Raw genomic sequence first — 17,454 nt, forward strand, 5'->3', positions numbered from 1 at the left:
GGAAGGGAAAGGGGCCGGCATCCGCCGGCCCTTTTTCTTTGGGCCTGTGCCCGCTCTCCGCCTGGCCCGGCGGGGTGCCGGCAGCCATCGGCCGGGCATGCGAGAATGGCCGGCCGTGGCGAACCGGCGCCCTCACCCGCACCATGCTCACCGACACCACCAAAGACGCGATCCGCGCGGCCTATACGCGCATCAAGGAAGGCCTGCCGGGCTTTCGCGCTCGTGCGTCTCAAGGAAAGATGATCGCCGAGGTCGCCAAGGCCCTGGCGCAGGAAGGTGGCGCGGCCGTGATCGAGGCGCCCACGGGCACCGGCAAATCCATGGCCTACCTGGTGGCCGGCGTGGAAGTGGCTCGGGCGCAGAAGAAAAAGCTGCTCATCGCCACCGCCACCGTGGCGCTGCAGGAGCAGCTGGTTCAGCGCGACATCCCGCTTTATCTCAAGCTCAATGGCCGCGAGGCCAAGGTGGCGCTGGCCAAGGGCCGCGGCCGCTACCTGTGCCCGCGCAACCTGGCCATGGCCAGCAACAGCCTCAACGAGACGGCCCAGATGGGCCTGGGCTTCGACGCCGACCTCGCCCTGTGGAGCAAGCCGCCGCAGGAGCGCGACAAGAAGGCACTGACCAAGCTTGCGGGCCTGTTCGATCGCAATGAATGGGACGGCGACATCGACGCCGCGCCCGAGCCCATCAGCGACGTGCTGCGCCCCATGATCACCACCAGCGCCGGCGGCTGCACCAGCCGCAAGTGCGCGCACTTCATGCAGTGCCCGTTCTTCGCCGCGCGCCGTGCCGTGGGCGATGCCGAGATCATCGTGGCCAACCAGGATCTGGTGCTGGCCGATCTCACCATGCCGCGCGAAGAGGATGGCTTTGGCGGCGTGATCCTGCCCAAGCCGGACGAAACGCTGTACATCTTCGACGAAGGCCATCACGTGCCGTCCAAGGCGATCGACCGTGGCGCCGCCGAGGTGTACCTCAACACCGCCGCCCGCCAGCTCAGCCGCTTGGGACGACAGATCCACGCCGCCTATTCGCTCACCGACAAGGAAGTGATCGGCAAGCTGCCGCTCGATGCCGGCGACCAGAAGCTGCAGGAACTGAGCGATGCGCTGGAAGAGCTGGAAAAAGAAATCCGCCTGAGCTGGCTGCCCTCGCCGGACGACGACGAGCCCATGTATCGCGGCTCGCTTGGCCAGCTGCCCGAAGCCTGGGTGGAACACGCGCGCGTGCTCTACGTATTCACTGGTGAAGTGGAGCGCTGGGTATCGGCCGTGCGTCGCGCCGTGCTGGAGATGACCGAAAGCGGCCCCACCCATGAAGCGCTGTCACGCGAGCTGGGCATGGCGCTGGAACGCATCGACCGCCAGTTGCGCACCTGGCGTGCCTGGTCGGCCAGCGATGGCGAGAACGCGCCGCCACTGGCGCGCTGGGTCACCCTCAGCGGCGACCAGCAGCTGGTGTGCCACGCCTCGGCGGTGTCGGCCGGCGGCCTGCTGCGCAGCGTGTTGTGGGGCAATGCGAGCGGCGTGGTGATGACCTCCGCCACGCTGAGCGCGGGCGGCAATTTCCGCGGCTTTGCCGACGCCGTGGGCCTGCCCGACGACGCGGTAACGCTAAGCCTGCCCTCGCCGTTCGATCTCGCCGCGCAAGCGCGGCTGGAAGTGCCCGCCATGCGCGCCCTTCCCGATGCACGCGAAGAACACGCGCTGGAAATTTGCGAGTGGCTCGCCGAACACCTGGATTGGGATGCCGGCAACCTGGTGCTGTTCACCTCGCGCGTCAAACTCGATCGCGTGCTGCAGAAGCTGCCCATCGACAAGGTGCGCAAGGTGCGCGCGCAAGGCTCGCTGGGCAAGGCGCAACTGGTCGCCGAACACATCGCCGACGTGGAAGCCGGCAAGGGCAGTACGCTCTTCGGCCTGGCCTCGTTCGGCGAAGGCCTGGATCTGCCCGGCAAGCTGTGCGAAACGGTAGTGATCACCCAGCTGCCCTTTGCCGTACCCACCGACCCGGTCGGCGCCACCTACGCGGAATGGCTGGAATCGCGCGGCCGCAACCCCTTCATCGAAGTTACCGTGCCGGAAGCCACGCGTCTGCTCACGCAGTATTGCGGCCGCCTGATCCGTACCGAAACCGACCATGGCCGCATCGTGTTGCTCGATCGCCGCGTGGTGCTCAAGCGCTATGGCGAGCGCATGCTCAAGGCGCTGCCCCCGTTCACCCGCGTCATCGAGAAAGTGGCATGAGCTTTCGCATCATCCGTTCCTCCGACACGCAGCCCCAGCCGTGGAAGAACGGCATGGGCACCACGCGCGAAATCGCCCGCTTTCCACGTGACAGCGGCAATGACGATTTCCTCTGGCGCGTGAGCGTGGCCGAGGTGAACAGCGCCGCGCCGTTCTCGTTGTTTCCCGGCATCGACCGCAGCATCGCCCTGCTGGACGGCGAAGGCTTCACCATGACGCTGGACGCCGCCCGCCAGCACGCGCTCACCACGCCGTTCGAGCCCTTCGCCTTTGCCGGTGAAGCACAGGTGGACGTCGCCATGGCCGGCGGCGCCACCCGCGATTTCAACCTGATGCTGCGCCGCGCACACGCCAGCGGCGAGGTGCAGGTATGCACCACGCCGGGCAGCCAGGTGGCCGCACCCGATGTGGTGTTGCTCTACGTGGCACGCGGTAAGGTGCGCACGCTCGATGGCGACCTCAGCGCCGGCGATGCCTGGCTCCCCGACACTTCGCCGTTTGAGCTGTTGCCCGATGCAGTGGTCTTGCTGGTGCATGTGCGCATGCACGATATGGCTTAACAGGCCAACGGCGCGGGGTGGTCATGATCCCGCCCACGACACCTGCCTATAATCGCCCGGACGCTACCGCCCTCGGGGTGATTCCATGCTTTGGCTCATCGTAGGTCTGGTGTTGTTTCTTGGCGCGCATTCGGTGCGCATCGTCGCCAACGACTGGCGCGGCCGACAACTCGCACGGCTGGGCGAAATGCGCTGGAAAGCGCTGTATACCGTGGTGTCCATCGCCGGCTTCGTGCTGATCGTGTGGGGCTTCGGGCTGGCCCGGTTGCAGCCGGTGCTGCTGTACGTACCGCCGATGTGGCTGCGCCACCTCAATGCGCTGTTCACCCTGCTGGCATTCATCCTGGTGGCGGCGGCCTATGTGCCGGGTAACCACCTCAAGGCGCGGCTGGGTCACCCCATGCTGGCCGGCGTGAAAATCTGGGCTTTCGGCCATCTGCTCGCCACCGGCATGTTGCACGACGTGCTGCTGTTCGGTGCGTTCCTGCTGTGGGCAGGCGTGGATTTCGTCAGCGCGCGGCGACGCGATCGCGCGGCCGGCGTGGTCTACCCGGCCGGCAGCGTACGCGGCGACGCCATCACCGTGCTGGTCGGCGTGGTGGCCTGGCTGGTGTTCGCCTTCTGGCTGCATCGCTGGCTCATCGGCGTAAGCCCCCTGGGGTGACATCAGTCACCGTCGCGGCTGCCCCGGCGCTGCGCTAAAGTTGGCGTTGTTGACAACCCGAGGATCGGCCCATGGCTGCCTTCCTGCTTTGGCTGTTGCTGCTGGTGTTCTGCTGGCCGCTCGCGCTGCTGGCGCTGGTGCTTTACCCCATCGTGTGGCTGATCTCGCTGCCGTTCCGACTGGTGGGCATTACGGTGGGCGCGGTGTTCGCGTTCCTGGGCGCCATGTTGATGCTGCCGGCCCGCGTGCTGCGCGGCAAGCCGGCCTGACGACCCAACCGGGCGCCTAGTGGACAAGCCCAGCGCCCCCTCCTGCGAGCGCAATCGCGACCCGATCCTGGAGGTGCTGCGCGTACACTTTGCCGATCGCCGCCAGGTGCTGGAAATCGGCAGCGGCACCGGGCAGCACGCCGTGCACTTCGCGGCCGCCCTGCCCCAACTAACCTGGCAATGCTCCGACCGCGTGGAAAACCTGCCCGGCATCGCGCTGTGGCTCGAGGAAGCCGGCCTGCCCAACACGCCGCCCGCCATCGAACTGGATGTGGCGAGCCACTGGCCCGCACATCGCTACGATGCGGTGTTCAGCGCCAACACGCTGCACATCATGGCCTGGGACGAGGTGGAGCAGTTGTTCGACCACCTCGCCGACGTCACCACCGAAGACGCGCGCTTGGTGATCTATGGCCCCTTCAACTACGGCGGCCGCTACACCAGCGACAGCAACGCCGCCTTCGACCAGTGGTTGCAGGCGCGTGGCGCGCACATGCGCATCCGCGACGCGGAAACCATCGATGCGCTGGCTGAAGTGGCAGGTTTCGACCTGATCGACGATATCGCCATGCCCGCCAACAACCGCGCGCGTGTGTGGCAACGCGTGCGCTGAACGCTCGGGCGGCACGCCCCCGCGCTCCCAACCACGTGAACCCGTTGGCATTTGCCCGCAAAGGCTTCAGGATGACGGCCTAGCGCGTCTTTTCGTGCGCCCAGGCCCATCATGCGACCCTACGTGCAAGCCATCGATACACTCACGCCCTGCCCTTGCGGCAACAACGCCGGTTACGCCCAGTGTTGCGGGCCGCTGCACGAGGGCGGCGTGGCCGCCACGGCGGAGCAGTTGATGCGCTCGCGCTACAGCGCCTATGTACTCAAGCGCGAGGATTACCTGCTGGCGACCTGGCATGCGAGCACGCGCCCCGACCATCTCAAATTGTCCACTCAGCAGCCTGCGCCCTCGTGGCTGGGCCTGACCGTCAAACGTCACGAAAGCTATGGCGACAAGGCGGTGGTGGAGTTCGTGGCGCGCCTGCGCTACGGCGGCGGCAAGGCGCAGCGCATGCACGAGATCAGCCATTTCGTGCGCGAGGATGGCCGCTGGTTCTACGTGGATGGCGAGTTTGCCAACGGCTGATACAAGGCGCTTTGCTCAGTGCGCATTCGTGCACACGAGAGCCCGGCCACCGTGATCAGGCACCCAACGGTATCGCCGTTTCACCCAGCTCGCGGCCGAACGGCCCAAAACGCCTTTCCACAATCACACCGCGTCCGTCGTAACCCATCGCCACCACCGTGCTGGCGCGTGTGCCGTAGTGCTCGCCGCGAATAAAGGCGGCGGAGAGCCGGCGTTCGCGCTCCAGGCCCACACCGGTATCGGGCAGTTCGTCGTCCGGGTATTCGCGCGGGTCGGCCAGCGCGGCGAACAGGCGCGCGAATTCATCGTCCTGCCCGGCATCCAGCCACTTCTGCACGTGCTGCATCAGCGCACGCGTCTTGGGCCAGGGCGTGTTGAAATCGGCGTTGGATAGTCCATGCACGCCGGGCGTGATCGACTGCCCGCGCGCATCCGGCCGATTACCAAGGTAGAAACCTTGCTGCGCGTCGAAGGTGAGCAAGTTGAACGGGCGATAGTCCGCCGCCGTGAGCAGCAGTGCACCGGCATGCGCGGCCGCATCGGGGTACTGGGTGAGGTAATCCAACGCCAGCAGGCCGCGCGATCGCCCCAGTTGCGGGTCACGTGGATCGCGCACATTGGTGACCACGCTGCAGCGCCCGTGATCGGTCACGCCCAGCCAGGTGCCGCCGGCCTCCAGATCCTTGCCGGCGATGATGTCCGGCTGATCCCAGCGCGCCAGTGGCGCACTGGGGCGCGCGTGGAATTCATCGCGATTACCTGCCAGCAGCAGGCGCCAGCGCGGGTGCACGTTCCAGGCAAAGGCGATCAGGCACATGCGCACATTGTCGGCCAGTTCGCCCTTGGGCACCAGCAGGCAAAACCCGCACGACGCATCGCCCGCGCGATGCGCCGTGCGGCTCAGATCACATCTTCACCTTCACCCCAACGTTGAAGAATCGGCCGACGATGCCGGAATAGCCATACGTCGGGTTGTAGTTAAGTGCCGCATAGTTGATCGGATCCAGCGGCGGCTTGCGATCGAACGCATTCATGATCGAGCCGTACACCGACACGTGTTCGTTGATGTCGTAATTGCCGGTGAGGTCGAACGTCGTGATGGAGGCCATGCGACAACTCGCCGGAAAGTTGGCGCCGGTGATCGTGTTGGTGGAGTAACAACCGCTTGCCTGGTCAGGCACGGTGAGCGTCTCCCCGCTGGTGTAATACGCCGTACCAGTGACCGTAAATGGCCCCCACATCACCGTGTTGGCCCACGAGCCACGCGTGCGCGGCGTGCCCGCTCCCGAGGACAGCGCATACGGCCCGTGGGTACCCACGAAGCGCTGCACGGAGCCATCCTGCAAGTACAGGTTCCACTCAAAGATGCGCGTGGCATTGATCTCGCTGATCCATTGCCAACCGCCATCGAACTTGAAGTTGGCGCGCAGGTCGGCGTCCAGGCCCGAGGTTTCCAGTCGGTTTTCGTTGACATACGTAGTCACCACCACCGCAGGGCGCGCCAGCGCATTGGGGAACTGCGGATCGGCCACATCCGCGATCACCGAGGTGTTAGGCGGCAGCGGCAACCCTGCGAAATACGCATCCAGCACCGCGCTGGTATCGGCCGTGGTGATGACGTCGTGCTTCTTGATGTCGTAATAGTCCAGCGACAGGCTTAGCGGATCCCATGGCTGCAACACCACGCCAAAGGTGTAACTCTCAGAGCGCTCCGGCTTGATGTTGGGGTTTGCATTGGTGAGAAAGCCCACCGAGTACGGCTGTACGTAGCCGTTGTTTCCATGCAACGCCTGGAAGTCAGGCGGCAACGTCACCGTGTTGAAACCTTCGGCCGCGCTCGATCCGTTTTCGGCGAAGCTCGGTGCTCGAAAACCCTTGGAGTACGTGCCGCGAATCGCGAGCATGTCCAGCGGCTTCCACTTGAAGCCCACCTTGGGCGAGGTGTTGTTGCCAAAGTCCGAGTAATGGTCAAAGCGCGCGGAGAGATCCATCTCCAGTTGTTGCATCAGCGGCATGTCCAACTCGGCGTAGGCACCCCACACGTTGCGCTTGCCGATGGTGTGGGCAATACCCAGGCCTTGCGCGGCCAGATCAGGGTTGAGGTCGGCATCGTTCTGCTTCTCGTGGCGGAAATCCGCACCCACGCCCAGCCCCATCGGGCCACCTTCCATGTCCCACAACTCGCGCGAAGCCCGGAAATCGGCCGAGTCCATATCGGTGGTGGAGGTTTTGCTCAGTGACGGCGCGAGCGCCGCCAGCGTTCCCGGCGCATTCGCCGATGGGTTGATGAAGTTGTACGTACCGTTCTCGATGTCGCTGAGCAGTTGTTTGTAATTGAGGTAGCCGTAGTTGTTCACGTCCAGCCAGGTGTGGTTGAGCACAATGGCCGAGTCGTAATCCCAACCCCAGGCGCGTCCCTTGATGCCGCCCACCACACGCAGGTTGTGGTTGGTGTCGTCGATGGCACCGAATTGCGTGCCGGGGAATGCGTAGTTGATCAGGGCGTACTCGCCCTGCGCAGCGAATGGATTGTTGGGGTTGAGCGCACCGTTGGCCAGCGTGGGCGGCAGCGCGATGCTGTTGGTGTTGTTTGGCGTGGAGGTCTGGATCTGCGTGGGCAGCGCCTGGCTCTGTACTTCGTTCTGGAAGTAGCTGGCCGACAGATAGGCCGTCGTGTCGTCACCCAGCTTGACCGTGAAACGGCTGTAGATGCCCAGCCGCTTCTCGTCCGGCGCGATCTGCCCGTACTCGGACTGTTGGTTCTGCGCGCAATAGCTTCCAGGGTTGTTCGGGTCGTTGGTGATCAACGTGGCGTCCGCCCCGCACGCTCGCAGCGGCTGTGCCATCGCACCGGCTATAGGTACACCCGACGTGATATCGCCAGGACGGCTCAACGTGCCTGGAGTGACCGTGCCATAGATCGAGCCGGAGTTCTGACTCGGTTGGCCCTGAATCAGGTTGTTGCCGCCAATCGACGACAAGTCCGCCGTGTTGTACGGAAAACCGCGATCCCGAATGCGGATCTGGTTGTCCTTCTGGTACTCGATGCTGACGTAGGCGTTATGGCCGTCCTTATCCAGATCGCCACCGCCGAGCAGGCCGGTGAAGCGCGTCGAGGTTCCGCCGCCGTGCTGCGAGGTGCCCACCTCCGCCGTCGCCTCGCCGCCGCGATAGCTGGGCTTGAGGATAATGTTCACCACACCCGCGATGGCATCCGCGCCATACAGCGACGATGCGCCATCCTTCAACACATCGATTCGCTCGATGGCGTTTACCGGGATGGTGTTGAGATCCACAAAGGATCGTTGACCATCGTCGGCCAGTGCATAACTGGCGCTGCGGCGACCATCGATCAGCACCAGCGTCGAGTTGACGGTGAGGCCACGCAAGGCCACACCGGCGGAGCCAGCGGCAAAGCCCGCCGTGAAGGCGGTGGGGATGGAGCCGCTGTTATCGGCAGAAATGGCGCGAACGACATCACTGACGGTTTTCAGGCCACTGCGTTCGATCTGTGCGGCCGTAATGACGGTAACGGGGGATGGCGTCTCCACGTCGATGCGTGGAATGGCCGAGCCAGTCACCGTAATGGTCTGCAACTGCTTGGCCTGACTTTCTTGCGGCGGCGTCTGGGGAGACGGCGAAGTGTCTTGCGCTACAACCACGCTGGATGCCGATGCGAGCAAGGCAGCAGACAGCGCCAAGGCGAGCTTGTTCCGCGTCATAGGAATGCCCTCTTTGTTGTTGTGGGCCCTCAGTAGCCCAGGAGCGCTCAACCAACAGGTCGTTGGATGGGGAAGAGCGATGGATCCTGCGGCGAGCGCGGCTGGACTATTCCACTTGCGAAGCGGCGTAACAAGTCCATGACTTTTGGGCTAAGTAATTGATATTCGTGATTTTATGCGTGAATTTCGCGTGCACTGCGAAGATCAACGCCAATCGACCACAATGCAGGACGATGAAAGCATTTGTGCCCCACCCATCGCCTGCAGCTCACTGATTTGGACATCCATTTGCCGTGCTGCCGGCGCAGGAAATATCGATACGTCAGCAGCAACCCAATGGCATCGGCGCGCAAGACAGCGCAAGCGCTTGCGCGAAGCTGAAGATCAAGGCATGCGCGCACCCAAACGCGCATGCACTGTCGTATTGACGATTCAACCAGCGCGTTGCGCGCGTAGCGGCACAGCGCTGGCCCAACGCACCGCCACCTTGGGCGAGGTGAGGCACACGGCCTCATCGGTGCGCGTGGTTACGGCGCGCTCCAGCAGTTGGATATCCGCCTCGTGCTGGCGCGCTACGTGCGGGTCCTCGAAAAAGATAGCGCGCTGGCAACGGCGCTCCAGCACCAGGTCGGCGATCTGCGCATCACCGCCCATCGGGCCGCTCTGGTAGCGCTCCACCCACGGCTGATCCTTGGGCCAGCCGCGGCTCCACGCCAGTTCGTTCAATCGCTGGCCCGTGGTGCCCGTGCCCACCCGATGGGCAAAGCGCGACAGCACATCGAAATGCTCGGCGGCAAAGGCCAGCATTTGGGGCTTCATCGCATCATGGGCAATCAGGGCCACGGTGTGGCTTTCCAGCGCGTGGAACACGTTCGCGCCTGGGTCCGGCGCCAGCCCGGCATGGATGCGCTCGAACTCGATCCAGTCGCGTGCCGACGCCACTGTGGAGATAAACGGCTTGCCGTGAATCACACACTGCCGCTTGAGTGCGATCGCTTCGGGAAAAATCGACGACGGGTCGACCGGATCCATCAGGTAAATGGCACCATCGAGCGTGCGTTCGTCACCCAGCCCCACCACTTCGGCCACCAGCTTCATCAAGCCGCCCTCGCGCCCGTAGGGGTAACGGCGCAAGCCAGCGTAATGCTCCAGATGACCCGCACGGTGGATCGCATCGTAGGTACGCCCCACCGCATGCAGGCCAAGCCCAAGCTCGCGAATGCCTGCCTCGCTGGCGCGCAGCCAGCGGAACAGCGCGGCGTCGGCGTGGGCATGGTGAAGTTGATTGGCGGCAAGGCCCAGACGCATGCGTAGATATTCCCTGGAAGGCGGCGCAAGCCATCGCTCGATGGCCGTTCGAACAGCTTCAAGGATTCTACCTACAACACCTTCCGCCACAATGACGAACACGCGAGATGGATACCTACGTACGTAGACGCATAGCGCGTAGGATGTGCGTTCCACCCCGTTCGTCGCCCCGTCGATGCCATCGTCATGGAGCCTGCGCCATGCGAAGACCTTATCGGCTAACCCTACGCACGGTAACTCCATTGCGTGACTTCCCCCGCCTTTGGGCGCAAGCGACCATGCACTCACCCCCAGCTGCCGGGAGCATCCCATGACTGATTCGTCCAGCACCTCGCGCCGTGCCAAAGTCACCGCCGTACTTCGCGTCACGGCGGGCAATTTCCTGGAGCAATTCGACTTTTTTCTGTTCGGCATCTACGCCAAGCAGATTGCTTCCGTGTTCTTTCCATCGGAGAACGAATACGCCTCGCTGATGCTCACCTTTGCCACCTTCGGCATCGGCTTCTTGATGCGCCCGCTCGGCGCCATCGTGCTGGGCTCGTATATCGACCGGGTTGGCCGCCGCCAGGGTTTGATCGTTACCCTCGCCATCATGGCCAGCGGCACCTTGCTCATCGCCTTCGTGCCCGGTTACGCCACCATCGGCATCCTCGCCCCCATCGTGGTGATGATCGGTCGCCTGTTGCAGGGCTTTTCGGCGGGCGCCGAGCTGGGCGGTGTGTCGGTCTACCTCGCCGAAATGGCCACGCCAGGCCGCAAGGGTTTCTATACGAGCTGGCAATCGGCCAGCCAGCAGGTGTCGGTAATCGTCGCGGCATTGCTGGGCTTCGCCCTCAATTCGTGGCTCAGCACCACTCAGATCGCTGCCTGGGGTTGGCGCATCCCGTTCCTGATCGGCTGCCTGATCGTGCCGATGATCTTCGTGCTGCGCCGCAATTTGCAGGAAACGGAAGAGTACGCACGGCGCCAGCATCGCCCGGGCATGGGCGAGGTCATGTCCACGCTGGGTCGTCATTGGGGCGCCGTGCTGGGCGGCATGCTGCTGGTCGCCATGACCACCACCAGCTTCTACCTGATCACCGTGTACACGCCGACCTTTGGCACCACGCTGGGGCTCAGCACCACGGACAGCCTGCTGGTGACCTTGTGCGTGGCCGCGTCCAACTTCTTCTGGCTGCCCATCGGCGGCGCGCTGTCCGATCGTATCGGCCGCATGCCTGTCTTGCTGACGATGACCGGGCTCAACGTCGTCACGGCGTATCCGGCACTGTGGATGCTTGCGCAGAACCCCAGTTTCACCAGCATGCTGCTCGTGCTGCTGTGGTTCTCCTTCATGTACGGCATGTACAACGGCGCCATGCTGGCCGCCCTCACCGAGGTGATGCCAGCGGCGGTACGCGTGGCGGGGTTCTCGCTGGCCTATAGCCTCGCCACGGCGGTGTTTGGCGGCTTTACCGCCAACATTGCCACCTGGCTTATCCACACCACGGGCGACAAGGCATCGCCTGGCTACTGGATGGCGTTCGCGGCGGCCTGCGCATTCAGCTCCACCTTGGTGCTCTACAAGCTACGCAGTCGCGAGGCGTGGAACGCCGCGTGAAGTCGACAGCGCGCCCGGCTTAGCTCGGGCGCGCTACCTGTTGCATCGATCAGGCGCGCAACAGCGCCGGCATGTCTGCAGTAGCCAGCATGCGCACGATGGAAGCTGCCGCTTCGCGGCCATCGTAAACGGCACGCACCACCAGGTCCGCACCGCGCACGTTGTCACCACCGGCAAAGATGCGCGCGTGGCTGGTCTGGTGCGGCAGCGTGCCGTTAGCGCCCGTAACCACACGACCAGACGCATCCAGCGCCACGCCGTGCGAACGCAGCCAGTCCGGCGGACTCGGCAGGAAGCCGAACGACTGGATCACCACGTCCGCATCGATCACATACTCGGTGCCTGGCACATTCTGTGGGCGCAGACGGCCCGTGCCGTCATCCGTCAACGCGGTTTCCACCACGCGCACGCCACGCACGTTGCCGCGCGCGCCGCCCAGGATCTCCAGCGGCTGGCGCTGGAACAGGAAGTTCACGCCCTCCTCCCGGCTGTAATTCACCTCGCGCGCGGAACCGGGCATGTTCGCCTCGTCGCGGCGATACACGCAGGTCACGCTGGCGGCGCCCAGGCGAATGGCGGTGCGATTGCAGTCCATGCCGGTATCGCCGCCGCCCAGCACGACCACGTGCTTGCCGCGCAGATCGAACGCCGGCGAGGGCGCTTCGTCCCGCAACAAACGTTCGGTGTTGGAAATCAGGAAGGGCAGCGCATCGTGTACGCCACGCAGTTCGCGACCGGGCAACTGCGCATCGACATACGTATACGCACCAGTGCCGACGAACACGGCGTCGTAGTCTTCCAGCAACTGCCCAAACTCGACATCGCGACCCACCTCGTGATTGAGCAGGAAACGCACGCCCATGCCTTCCAGCAACTGGCGACGCGTGCGCACCACACCCTTGTCCAGCTTGAACGGCGGGATGCCGAAGGTGAGCAAGCCGCCGATCTCGCTCTGGCGGTCGTACACATCCGCCGCGATGCCTGCGCGACGCAGGCGATCGGCACACGCCAGGCCGGCCGGGCCGGCGCCGATGATCGCCACGCGTTTGCCGGTTTCCTTCACCGCGGAGAGATCCGGCCGCCAGCCCAGTCGCAGTGCTTCGTCAGTGACCCAACGCTCGATGCTGCCAATGGTCACGGCGCCAAATGCCGTCTGCTCCAACGTGCACGCGCCTTCGCACAGGCGATCCTGCGGGCACACGCGGCCGCAGATTTCCGGCAGCGGGTTGGTTTCGTGCATCAACGTGGCCGCTTCCATCAGGCGGCCTTCCTGCACCAGCTTGAGCCAGTTGGGGATGTAGTTGTGCACTGGGCACGCATGCTCGCAGTACGGGTTGCCGCAATCGATGCAGCGCTCCGCCTGGGTGCCGGCCTGTGCCGAACCGAAATCGCCGGAGATCTCGCCGTAGCCAAGCACGCGGATGGACACCGGCACCGTACGCGGGGTTTGGCGTTGCACGTTGAGGAACTGGAAATCCTTGTCGCTCATGCCGCGCTCCTCAACTCGTCCGCCAGCGCGGCGAGGCTCGCCGCCTTGGGCTTCACCAGCCAAAACTTGTATTGCAGGCCACGGAAGTCGGCAAGGATGCGCCGCCCCCACTCGCTGCCGGTGTATTCCACGTGCCGCGCCACCAGACCGCGCAGGTGCTGCATGTAGTGCTCCATGCCCTCCGGCGAAATACGAAGGATGTCCACCAGCTCGTGGTTGTAGCAATCGACAAAGGTGCGCTCCAGGTCCAGCACGTAGGCGAAGCCACCGGTCATGCCCGCACCAAAGTTGAGGCCCACCTTGCCGAGCACGGCGACCACGCCGCCGGTCATGTACTCGCAGCAGTGATCGCCCGCGCCTTCCACCACGGCCAGCGCGCCGGAGTTGCGCACGGCGAAGCGCTCGCCAGCCCGACCCGCGGCGTACAACTCGCCATCGGTTGCGCCGTACAGGCAGGTGTTGCCGATGATGGCCGCGTCCTGGCTGGCGAACGGCGAATCCGCCGGCGGCCGCACGATGATGCGCCCGCCCGTCATGCCCTTGCCCACGCCATCATTGGCTTCGCCGGTAAGGTCGATATGCACGCCACCCGCGTTCCACGCGCCCAGGCTTTGGCCCGCCGCGCCGGTGAGCTTGAGCACCAGCGGATGCTCGTCCATGCCGTGGTCGCCATAGCGCCGCGCCACCTCGCCGGAAAGACGCGCGCCAATGGCGCGGTCGGTGTTGGCGATGTCGAAAGCGAACTCGCCGCCATGCTTACCCACCACCGCCGCACGCGTGGCCGCGTCGATGCGTAGCGCCAACGCCGCTTCGTCGCGCATCGGGTTGCGCGGCAAGGCGCAGGCGAAATCGACGTTATTGCCAAGCGTGCCGGCGCCCAGCAGGGGTTGCAGATCCAGCTTGTGCTGCACCGGTGTATGCCCGCTCACCTGTTCGAGCAGGTCGGCGCGGCCGATGATTTCCTCCAGGCTGCGCGCACCCAGGCGCGCCAGGTGCGCACGCACGTCCTCGGCGACAAAGCGGAAATAGTTCATCACCATGTCCGGCAGGCCGATAAAGTGCTCCTTGCGCAGCACCGCATGCTGGGTCGCCACGCCGGTGGCGCAGTTGTTGAGGTGGCAGATGCGCAGGTACTTGCATCCCAGCGCCACCATCGGGCCAGTGCCGAAGCCGAAGCTCTCCGCACCGAGCAGGGCGGCCTTGATCACATCCAGGCCGGTCTTGAGGCCGCCGTCGGTCTGCAGGCGCACGCGTCCGCGCAGATCATTACGACGCAGGGTTTGCTGCGTTTCGGCCAAGCCCAGTTCCCACGGCGTGCCGGCGTACTTGATGGAGGTGAGCGGGCTGGCGCCCGTGCCGCCGTCGTGGCCGCTCACGGTAATGAGATCCGCACCCGCTTTCACCACACCCGCCGCCACCGTACCCACGCCGGCGTGACTCACCAGCTTCACCGACACCAGCGCCTCGGGGTTCACTTCCTTAAGGTCGTGGATGAGCTCGGCCAGGTCTTCGATGGAATAGATGTCGTGATGCGGCGGCGGCGAGATCAGGCCGATGCCCGGCTTGGCGTAACGCAGCCGCGCAATGGTGGCATCCACCTTGTGGCCCGGGAGCTGGCCGCCTTCGCCGGGCTTGGCGCCCTGGGCGATCTTGATCTGCAACACCTCGGCATTCACCAGGTATTGCGGGGTGACGCCAAAACGGCCCGATGCCACCTGCTTGATCTTGGACATCTTCTCGGTGCCGTAGCGCGCCGGGTCTTCGCCGCCCTCACCGGAGTTGCTGCGCGCGCCCAGGCGGTTCATGGCGATGGCCAGCGCCTCGTGCGCCTCGGGCGACAACGCGCCCAGCGACATGCCGGCCGAATCGAAGCGACGCAGAATGCTCGCCACCGATTCCACCTGATCCAGCGCAATGGACTCGCGCAATGGGCGCGGCGCCAGCAGGTCGCGCAACGCCGACGGCGGGCGGTTGTCCACAAAGTTGGCGTACGCGCGGTAGTCGGCGGTGTTGCCGGTACGCACGGCCTTTTGCAGGCTGGCGATGACGTCCGGGTTGTACATGTGGTACTCGCCGCCGTACACGAACTTGTACAGGCCACCGGCGCGCAGCGGCAGCGCATCGCTCCAGGCTTCCGCCGCGAGCAGGCGCTGATCGTGCTCCAACTCGGTGAAGCTGGCACCGCCGATGCGCGAGGGCGTACCGGGGAAGCACAGCTCCACCACCTCCGGCGCCAGGCCGACGATTTCGAACAGCTGCGCACCGCGATAGCCCGCCACGGTCGAAATGCCCATCTTGGACAGGATCTTCATCAGACCCTTGCGGATGCCACGGCGATAACTGCGGCCCACTTCGAAGCGATCGCTGGCGATATGACCTTCGCGGCCCAGCTCGAACAAGCTCTGGTAAGCCAGCCACGGATAGATGGCGGTAGCGCCAAAACCCAGCAGGCAGGCGAACTGATGTGGATCGCGCGGCGTCGCCGTTTCCACCAGGATGTTGCACTGGCAGCGCAGGCCCGCATCGATCAGGTGCGCATGCACCGCACCCACCGCCAGCAGCGAGTGGATCGGCAACAGATCCTGCTGCGGATAGCGGTCGCTCAGGAACACCAACTGGCAACCAGCCCGCACCGCCTGCTCCACCTCGCGGCACAAGCGGCGCAGTGCGGCTTCAAGCCCTTCCTCCGGCGCGTACATCAGGTCAAAGCGCGGCGTACCGGTGTATTGCGGCTGCGCCAGCAACTGGCGCAGCTTGCGTTGCGAGAGCACCGGCGAGTTGATCAGGATCTGCTTGGCGTTCTCCGGCGCCAGGTCGAACACGTTCGCTTCGGGCCCGATTTGCGTGACCAGCGACATCACCAGCTTTTCGCGCAACGGATCGATCGGCGGGTTGGTGACCTGCGCAAAACCCTGGCGGAAACGATCGAACAGCGGACGCACCTGGCGCGACATGGCCGCGATAGGCGTGTCGTCACCCATCGAGCCGGTGGCCTCCTGCTCCAGCTCCACCATGGCCTTGAGCACGGTTTCGCGCTCTTCGCGCGACAGGCCGTAGAGCTTCTGGTAACGGCGCAGCTCTTCCTGCGGCAGAGGTTCGGCGGCGAGCGAGGGGTCGATGAGGTCCGACTCCAGATAGCTCACGCCCGCACGCAGCCAGTCGCGGAACGGCGCGCGCTGGCGGTTGATGGCGTCGATGTCGGCATCGCGCAGCAGGCGGTGTTCCTTCAGATCCACCGCGATCATCTCGCCCGGCGCCAGGCGGCCTTTGGCCACCACCTTTGCGGACGGCACATCCCACAGGCCCGCTTCGGAAGCCACGATCAGGTGATTGTCGGCCGACAACGCCCAACGCGCTGGGCGCAGGCCGTTGCGGTCCAGCGTGCAGGCAGCGTAATGGCCATCGCACATCACCAGGCCGGCGGGGCCATCCCACGGTTCGCTGTGCAGCGCGTAGTACTCGTAGAACGCGGCCAGATCCTCGTCGATGCCTTCGCGCGCGGCGAACGCCGGCGGCACCAGCACGCGCATCGCGGCGATCAAGTCGAGACCGCCCGCCACCAGCACTTCCAGCGCGTTGTCCAGGCTCTCCGAATCCGAGCCGGTCTGGCGTACCAGCGGGCCGATGTCCGACAAGTCCACCAGCGGCGAATGCAGGATGGACTGGCGCGACTGCATCCAGCGGCGATTGGCGCGGATGGTGTTGATCTCGCCGTTGTGCGCCAGCAGGCGGAACGGCTGCGCCAGGCGCCATTGCGGCGTGGTGTTGGTGGAATAGCGTTGATGGAACACCACCGCATCGGCACTCAACGCCGGGTGCGTGAGATCGGCAAACACCTCGCGCAGGCGCCCCGGCGCGGCCATGGCCTTGTAGCCAACCACCTCGGCCGACAAGGTCACCACATAGAAATGTTCGTCCGTGGCCAGCGCGGTTTCGGCGCGGCGGCGCGCGCGGAACAGAGCGCGCTCGAACGCCGCGTCATCCAGCTCGCTGGCGGGCTCCACGAACACCTGGCGCACGCGCGGGCGCGCGGCGGCGGCCAGTGGGCCGCAAGCGTCGGCGTTCACCACCACATCGCGCCAACCTGCAACCTGCACGCCTTCCTCGCGAAGGCAACGCTCCAGCGTGGCTACCGCGGCATCGCTGCCGCGCGGGTCGAGAAACACCACACCTGCCGCGAAGCGCACGCCCAGCGTAATGCCCGCTTCACTCGCCAACGCTTTGAGCCACGCTACCGGGCGATGGAACAGCACGCCGCAGCCATCGCCGCTAATGCCGTCTGCATTGACGCCACCGCGATGGGAAAGTTTGGCCAGCGCACTGAACGCCGTATCCACCACCCATGCGCTGTCGCGCCCGTCGATCTGCGCTACCAGACCGAAACCACAGCTGTCGTGCTCAAACGCAGCGTCGTAAAGCGTCGCTGGAACTACCTTCGCCATCTCGCCTCCCCGGCCG

Annotated in this window: 12 protein-coding genes; 7 read left to right on the forward strand and 5 right to left on the reverse strand. The window is 65.1% G+C overall.

Annotated features, from left to right (window positions below):
• Positions 1 to 143: 143 nt before the first annotated feature.
• The 6 genes from dinG (at position 144) to AC3G2C_RS14080 (ending at position 4,877) form a co-directional block, all read left to right on the forward strand.
• On the forward strand, positions 144 to 2,246 hold the full coding sequence (gene dinG, locus AC3G2C_RS14055; RefSeq protein WP_488385249.1) for an ATP-dependent DNA helicase DinG: 2,103 nt from the start codon (positions 144 to 146) through the stop codon (positions 2,244 to 2,246).
• Positions 2,243 to 2,806, forward strand: coding sequence for a HutD/Ves family protein (locus AC3G2C_RS14060; protein WP_488385250.1), 564 nt, complete (start codon positions 2,243 to 2,245; stop codon positions 2,804 to 2,806). Before dinG ends, AC3G2C_RS14060 begins: the two co-directional genes overlap by 4 nt.
• 85 nt (positions 2,807 to 2,891) lie before the next feature.
• Positions 2,892 to 3,470, forward strand: coding sequence for an NnrU family protein (locus tag AC3G2C_RS14065; protein WP_488385251.1), 579 nt, complete (start codon positions 2,892 to 2,894; stop codon positions 3,468 to 3,470).
• A gap of 71 nt (positions 3,471 to 3,541) precedes the next feature.
• The gene (locus AC3G2C_RS14070) at positions 3,542 to 3,739 is read left to right on the forward strand and encodes a hypothetical protein (RefSeq protein WP_488385252.1); all 198 of its coding nucleotides are present in this window, start codon (positions 3,542 to 3,544) and stop codon (positions 3,737 to 3,739) included.
• Positions 3,740 to 3,758: 19 nt separating this feature from the next.
• On the forward strand, positions 3,759 to 4,352 hold the full coding sequence (locus AC3G2C_RS14075; RefSeq protein ID WP_488385253.1) for a DUF938 domain-containing protein: 594 nt from the start codon (positions 3,759 to 3,761) through the stop codon (positions 4,350 to 4,352).
• 111 nt (positions 4,353 to 4,463) lie between these two features.
• Positions 4,464 to 4,877, forward strand: a complete 414-nt coding sequence (locus tag AC3G2C_RS14080; RefSeq protein WP_488385254.1) for a YchJ family protein — start codon at positions 4,464 to 4,466, stop codon at positions 4,875 to 4,877.
• A 55-nt stretch (positions 4,878 to 4,932) separates the two neighbouring features.
• Here AC3G2C_RS14080 and AC3G2C_RS14085 read toward each other — a convergent pair whose 3' ends face one another.
• The 3 genes from AC3G2C_RS14085 to AC3G2C_RS14095 all read right to left on the reverse strand — a co-directional run bounded on the left by AC3G2C_RS14085 (position 4,933) and on the right by AC3G2C_RS14095 (position 9,907).
• Positions 4,933 to 5,694 (reverse strand): NRDE family protein, encoded by a 762-nt coding sequence (locus AC3G2C_RS14085; RefSeq protein ID WP_488385473.1) that lies wholly within the window; start codon positions 5,692 to 5,694, stop codon positions 4,933 to 4,935.
• A gap of 88 nt (positions 5,695 to 5,782) precedes the next feature.
• Positions 5,783 to 8,599: a TonB-dependent receptor gene (locus AC3G2C_RS14090; RefSeq protein WP_488385255.1), complete on the reverse strand. Its 2,817-nt coding sequence runs from the start codon at positions 8,597 to 8,599 to the stop codon at positions 5,783 to 5,785.
• Between the two features lie 432 nt (positions 8,600 to 9,031).
• Positions 9,032 to 9,907, reverse strand: coding sequence for a methylglyoxal synthase (locus AC3G2C_RS14095; RefSeq protein ID WP_488385256.1), 876 nt, complete (start codon positions 9,905 to 9,907; stop codon positions 9,032 to 9,034).
• Positions 9,908 to 10,217: 310 nt separating this feature from the next.
• On the opposite strand from AC3G2C_RS14095, the gene tcuC reads away from it, so the two are divergent.
• Positions 10,218 to 11,507, forward strand: coding sequence for a tricarballylate/proton symporter TcuC (gene tcuC / locus AC3G2C_RS14100; RefSeq protein ID WP_488385257.1), 1,290 nt, complete (start codon positions 10,218 to 10,220; stop codon positions 11,505 to 11,507).
• A gap of 49 nt (positions 11,508 to 11,556) precedes the next feature.
• On the opposite strand, the gene AC3G2C_RS14105 is transcribed toward tcuC, so the two are convergent.
• Positions 11,557 to 12,996: an FAD-dependent oxidoreductase gene (locus AC3G2C_RS14105; protein ID WP_488385258.1), complete on the reverse strand. Its 1,440-nt coding sequence runs from the start codon at positions 12,994 to 12,996 to the stop codon at positions 11,557 to 11,559.
• Positions 12,993 to 17,438, reverse strand: coding sequence for a glutamate synthase large subunit (gltB, locus tag AC3G2C_RS14110; protein ID WP_488385259.1), 4,446 nt, complete (start codon positions 17,436 to 17,438; stop codon positions 12,993 to 12,995). Before gltB ends, AC3G2C_RS14105 begins: the two co-directional genes overlap by 4 nt.
• Positions 17,439 to 17,454 lie beyond the last annotated feature (16 nt).

This window comes from Frateuria sp. sgz306004 (genome assembly GCF_057750885.1).

Bases quoted from the DNA above. Each gene is read 5' to 3' on its own strand.
- tcuC (WP_488385257.1), top strand. From the start codon at position 10,218: ATGACTGATTCGTCCAGCACCTCGCGCCGTGCCAAAGTCACCGCCGTA.
- dinG (WP_488385249.1), top strand. From the start codon at position 144: ATGCTCACCGACACCACCAAAGACGCGATCCGCGCGGCCTATACGCGC.
- AC3G2C_RS14095 (WP_488385256.1), bottom strand. From the start codon at position 9,907: ATGCGTCTGGGCCTTGCCGCCAATCAACTTCACCATGCCCACGCCGAC.
- AC3G2C_RS14070 (WP_488385252.1), top strand. From the start codon at position 3,542: ATGGCTGCCTTCCTGCTTTGGCTGTTGCTGCTGGTGTTCTGCTGGCCG.
- AC3G2C_RS14105 (WP_488385258.1), bottom strand. From the start codon at position 12,996: ATGAGCGACAAGGATTTCCAGTTCCTCAACGTGCAACGCCAAACCCCG.
- AC3G2C_RS14060 (WP_488385250.1), top strand. From the start codon at position 2,243: ATGAGCTTTCGCATCATCCGTTCCTCCGACACGCAGCCCCAGCCGTGG.
- AC3G2C_RS14065 (WP_488385251.1), top strand. From the start codon at position 2,892: ATGCTTTGGCTCATCGTAGGTCTGGTGTTGTTTCTTGGCGCGCATTCG.
- AC3G2C_RS14090 (WP_488385255.1), bottom strand. From the start codon at position 8,599: ATGACGCGGAACAAGCTCGCCTTGGCGCTGTCTGCTGCCTTGCTCGCA.
- AC3G2C_RS14080 (WP_488385254.1), top strand. From the start codon at position 4,464: ATGCGACCCTACGTGCAAGCCATCGATACACTCACGCCCTGCCCTTGC.
- AC3G2C_RS14085 (WP_488385473.1), bottom strand. From the start codon at position 5,694: ATGTGCCTGATCGCCTTTGCCTGGAACGTGCACCCGCGCTGGCGCCTG.
- gltB (WP_488385259.1), bottom strand. From the start codon at position 17,438: ATGGCGAAGGTAGTTCCAGCGACGCTTTACGACGCTGCGTTTGAGCAC.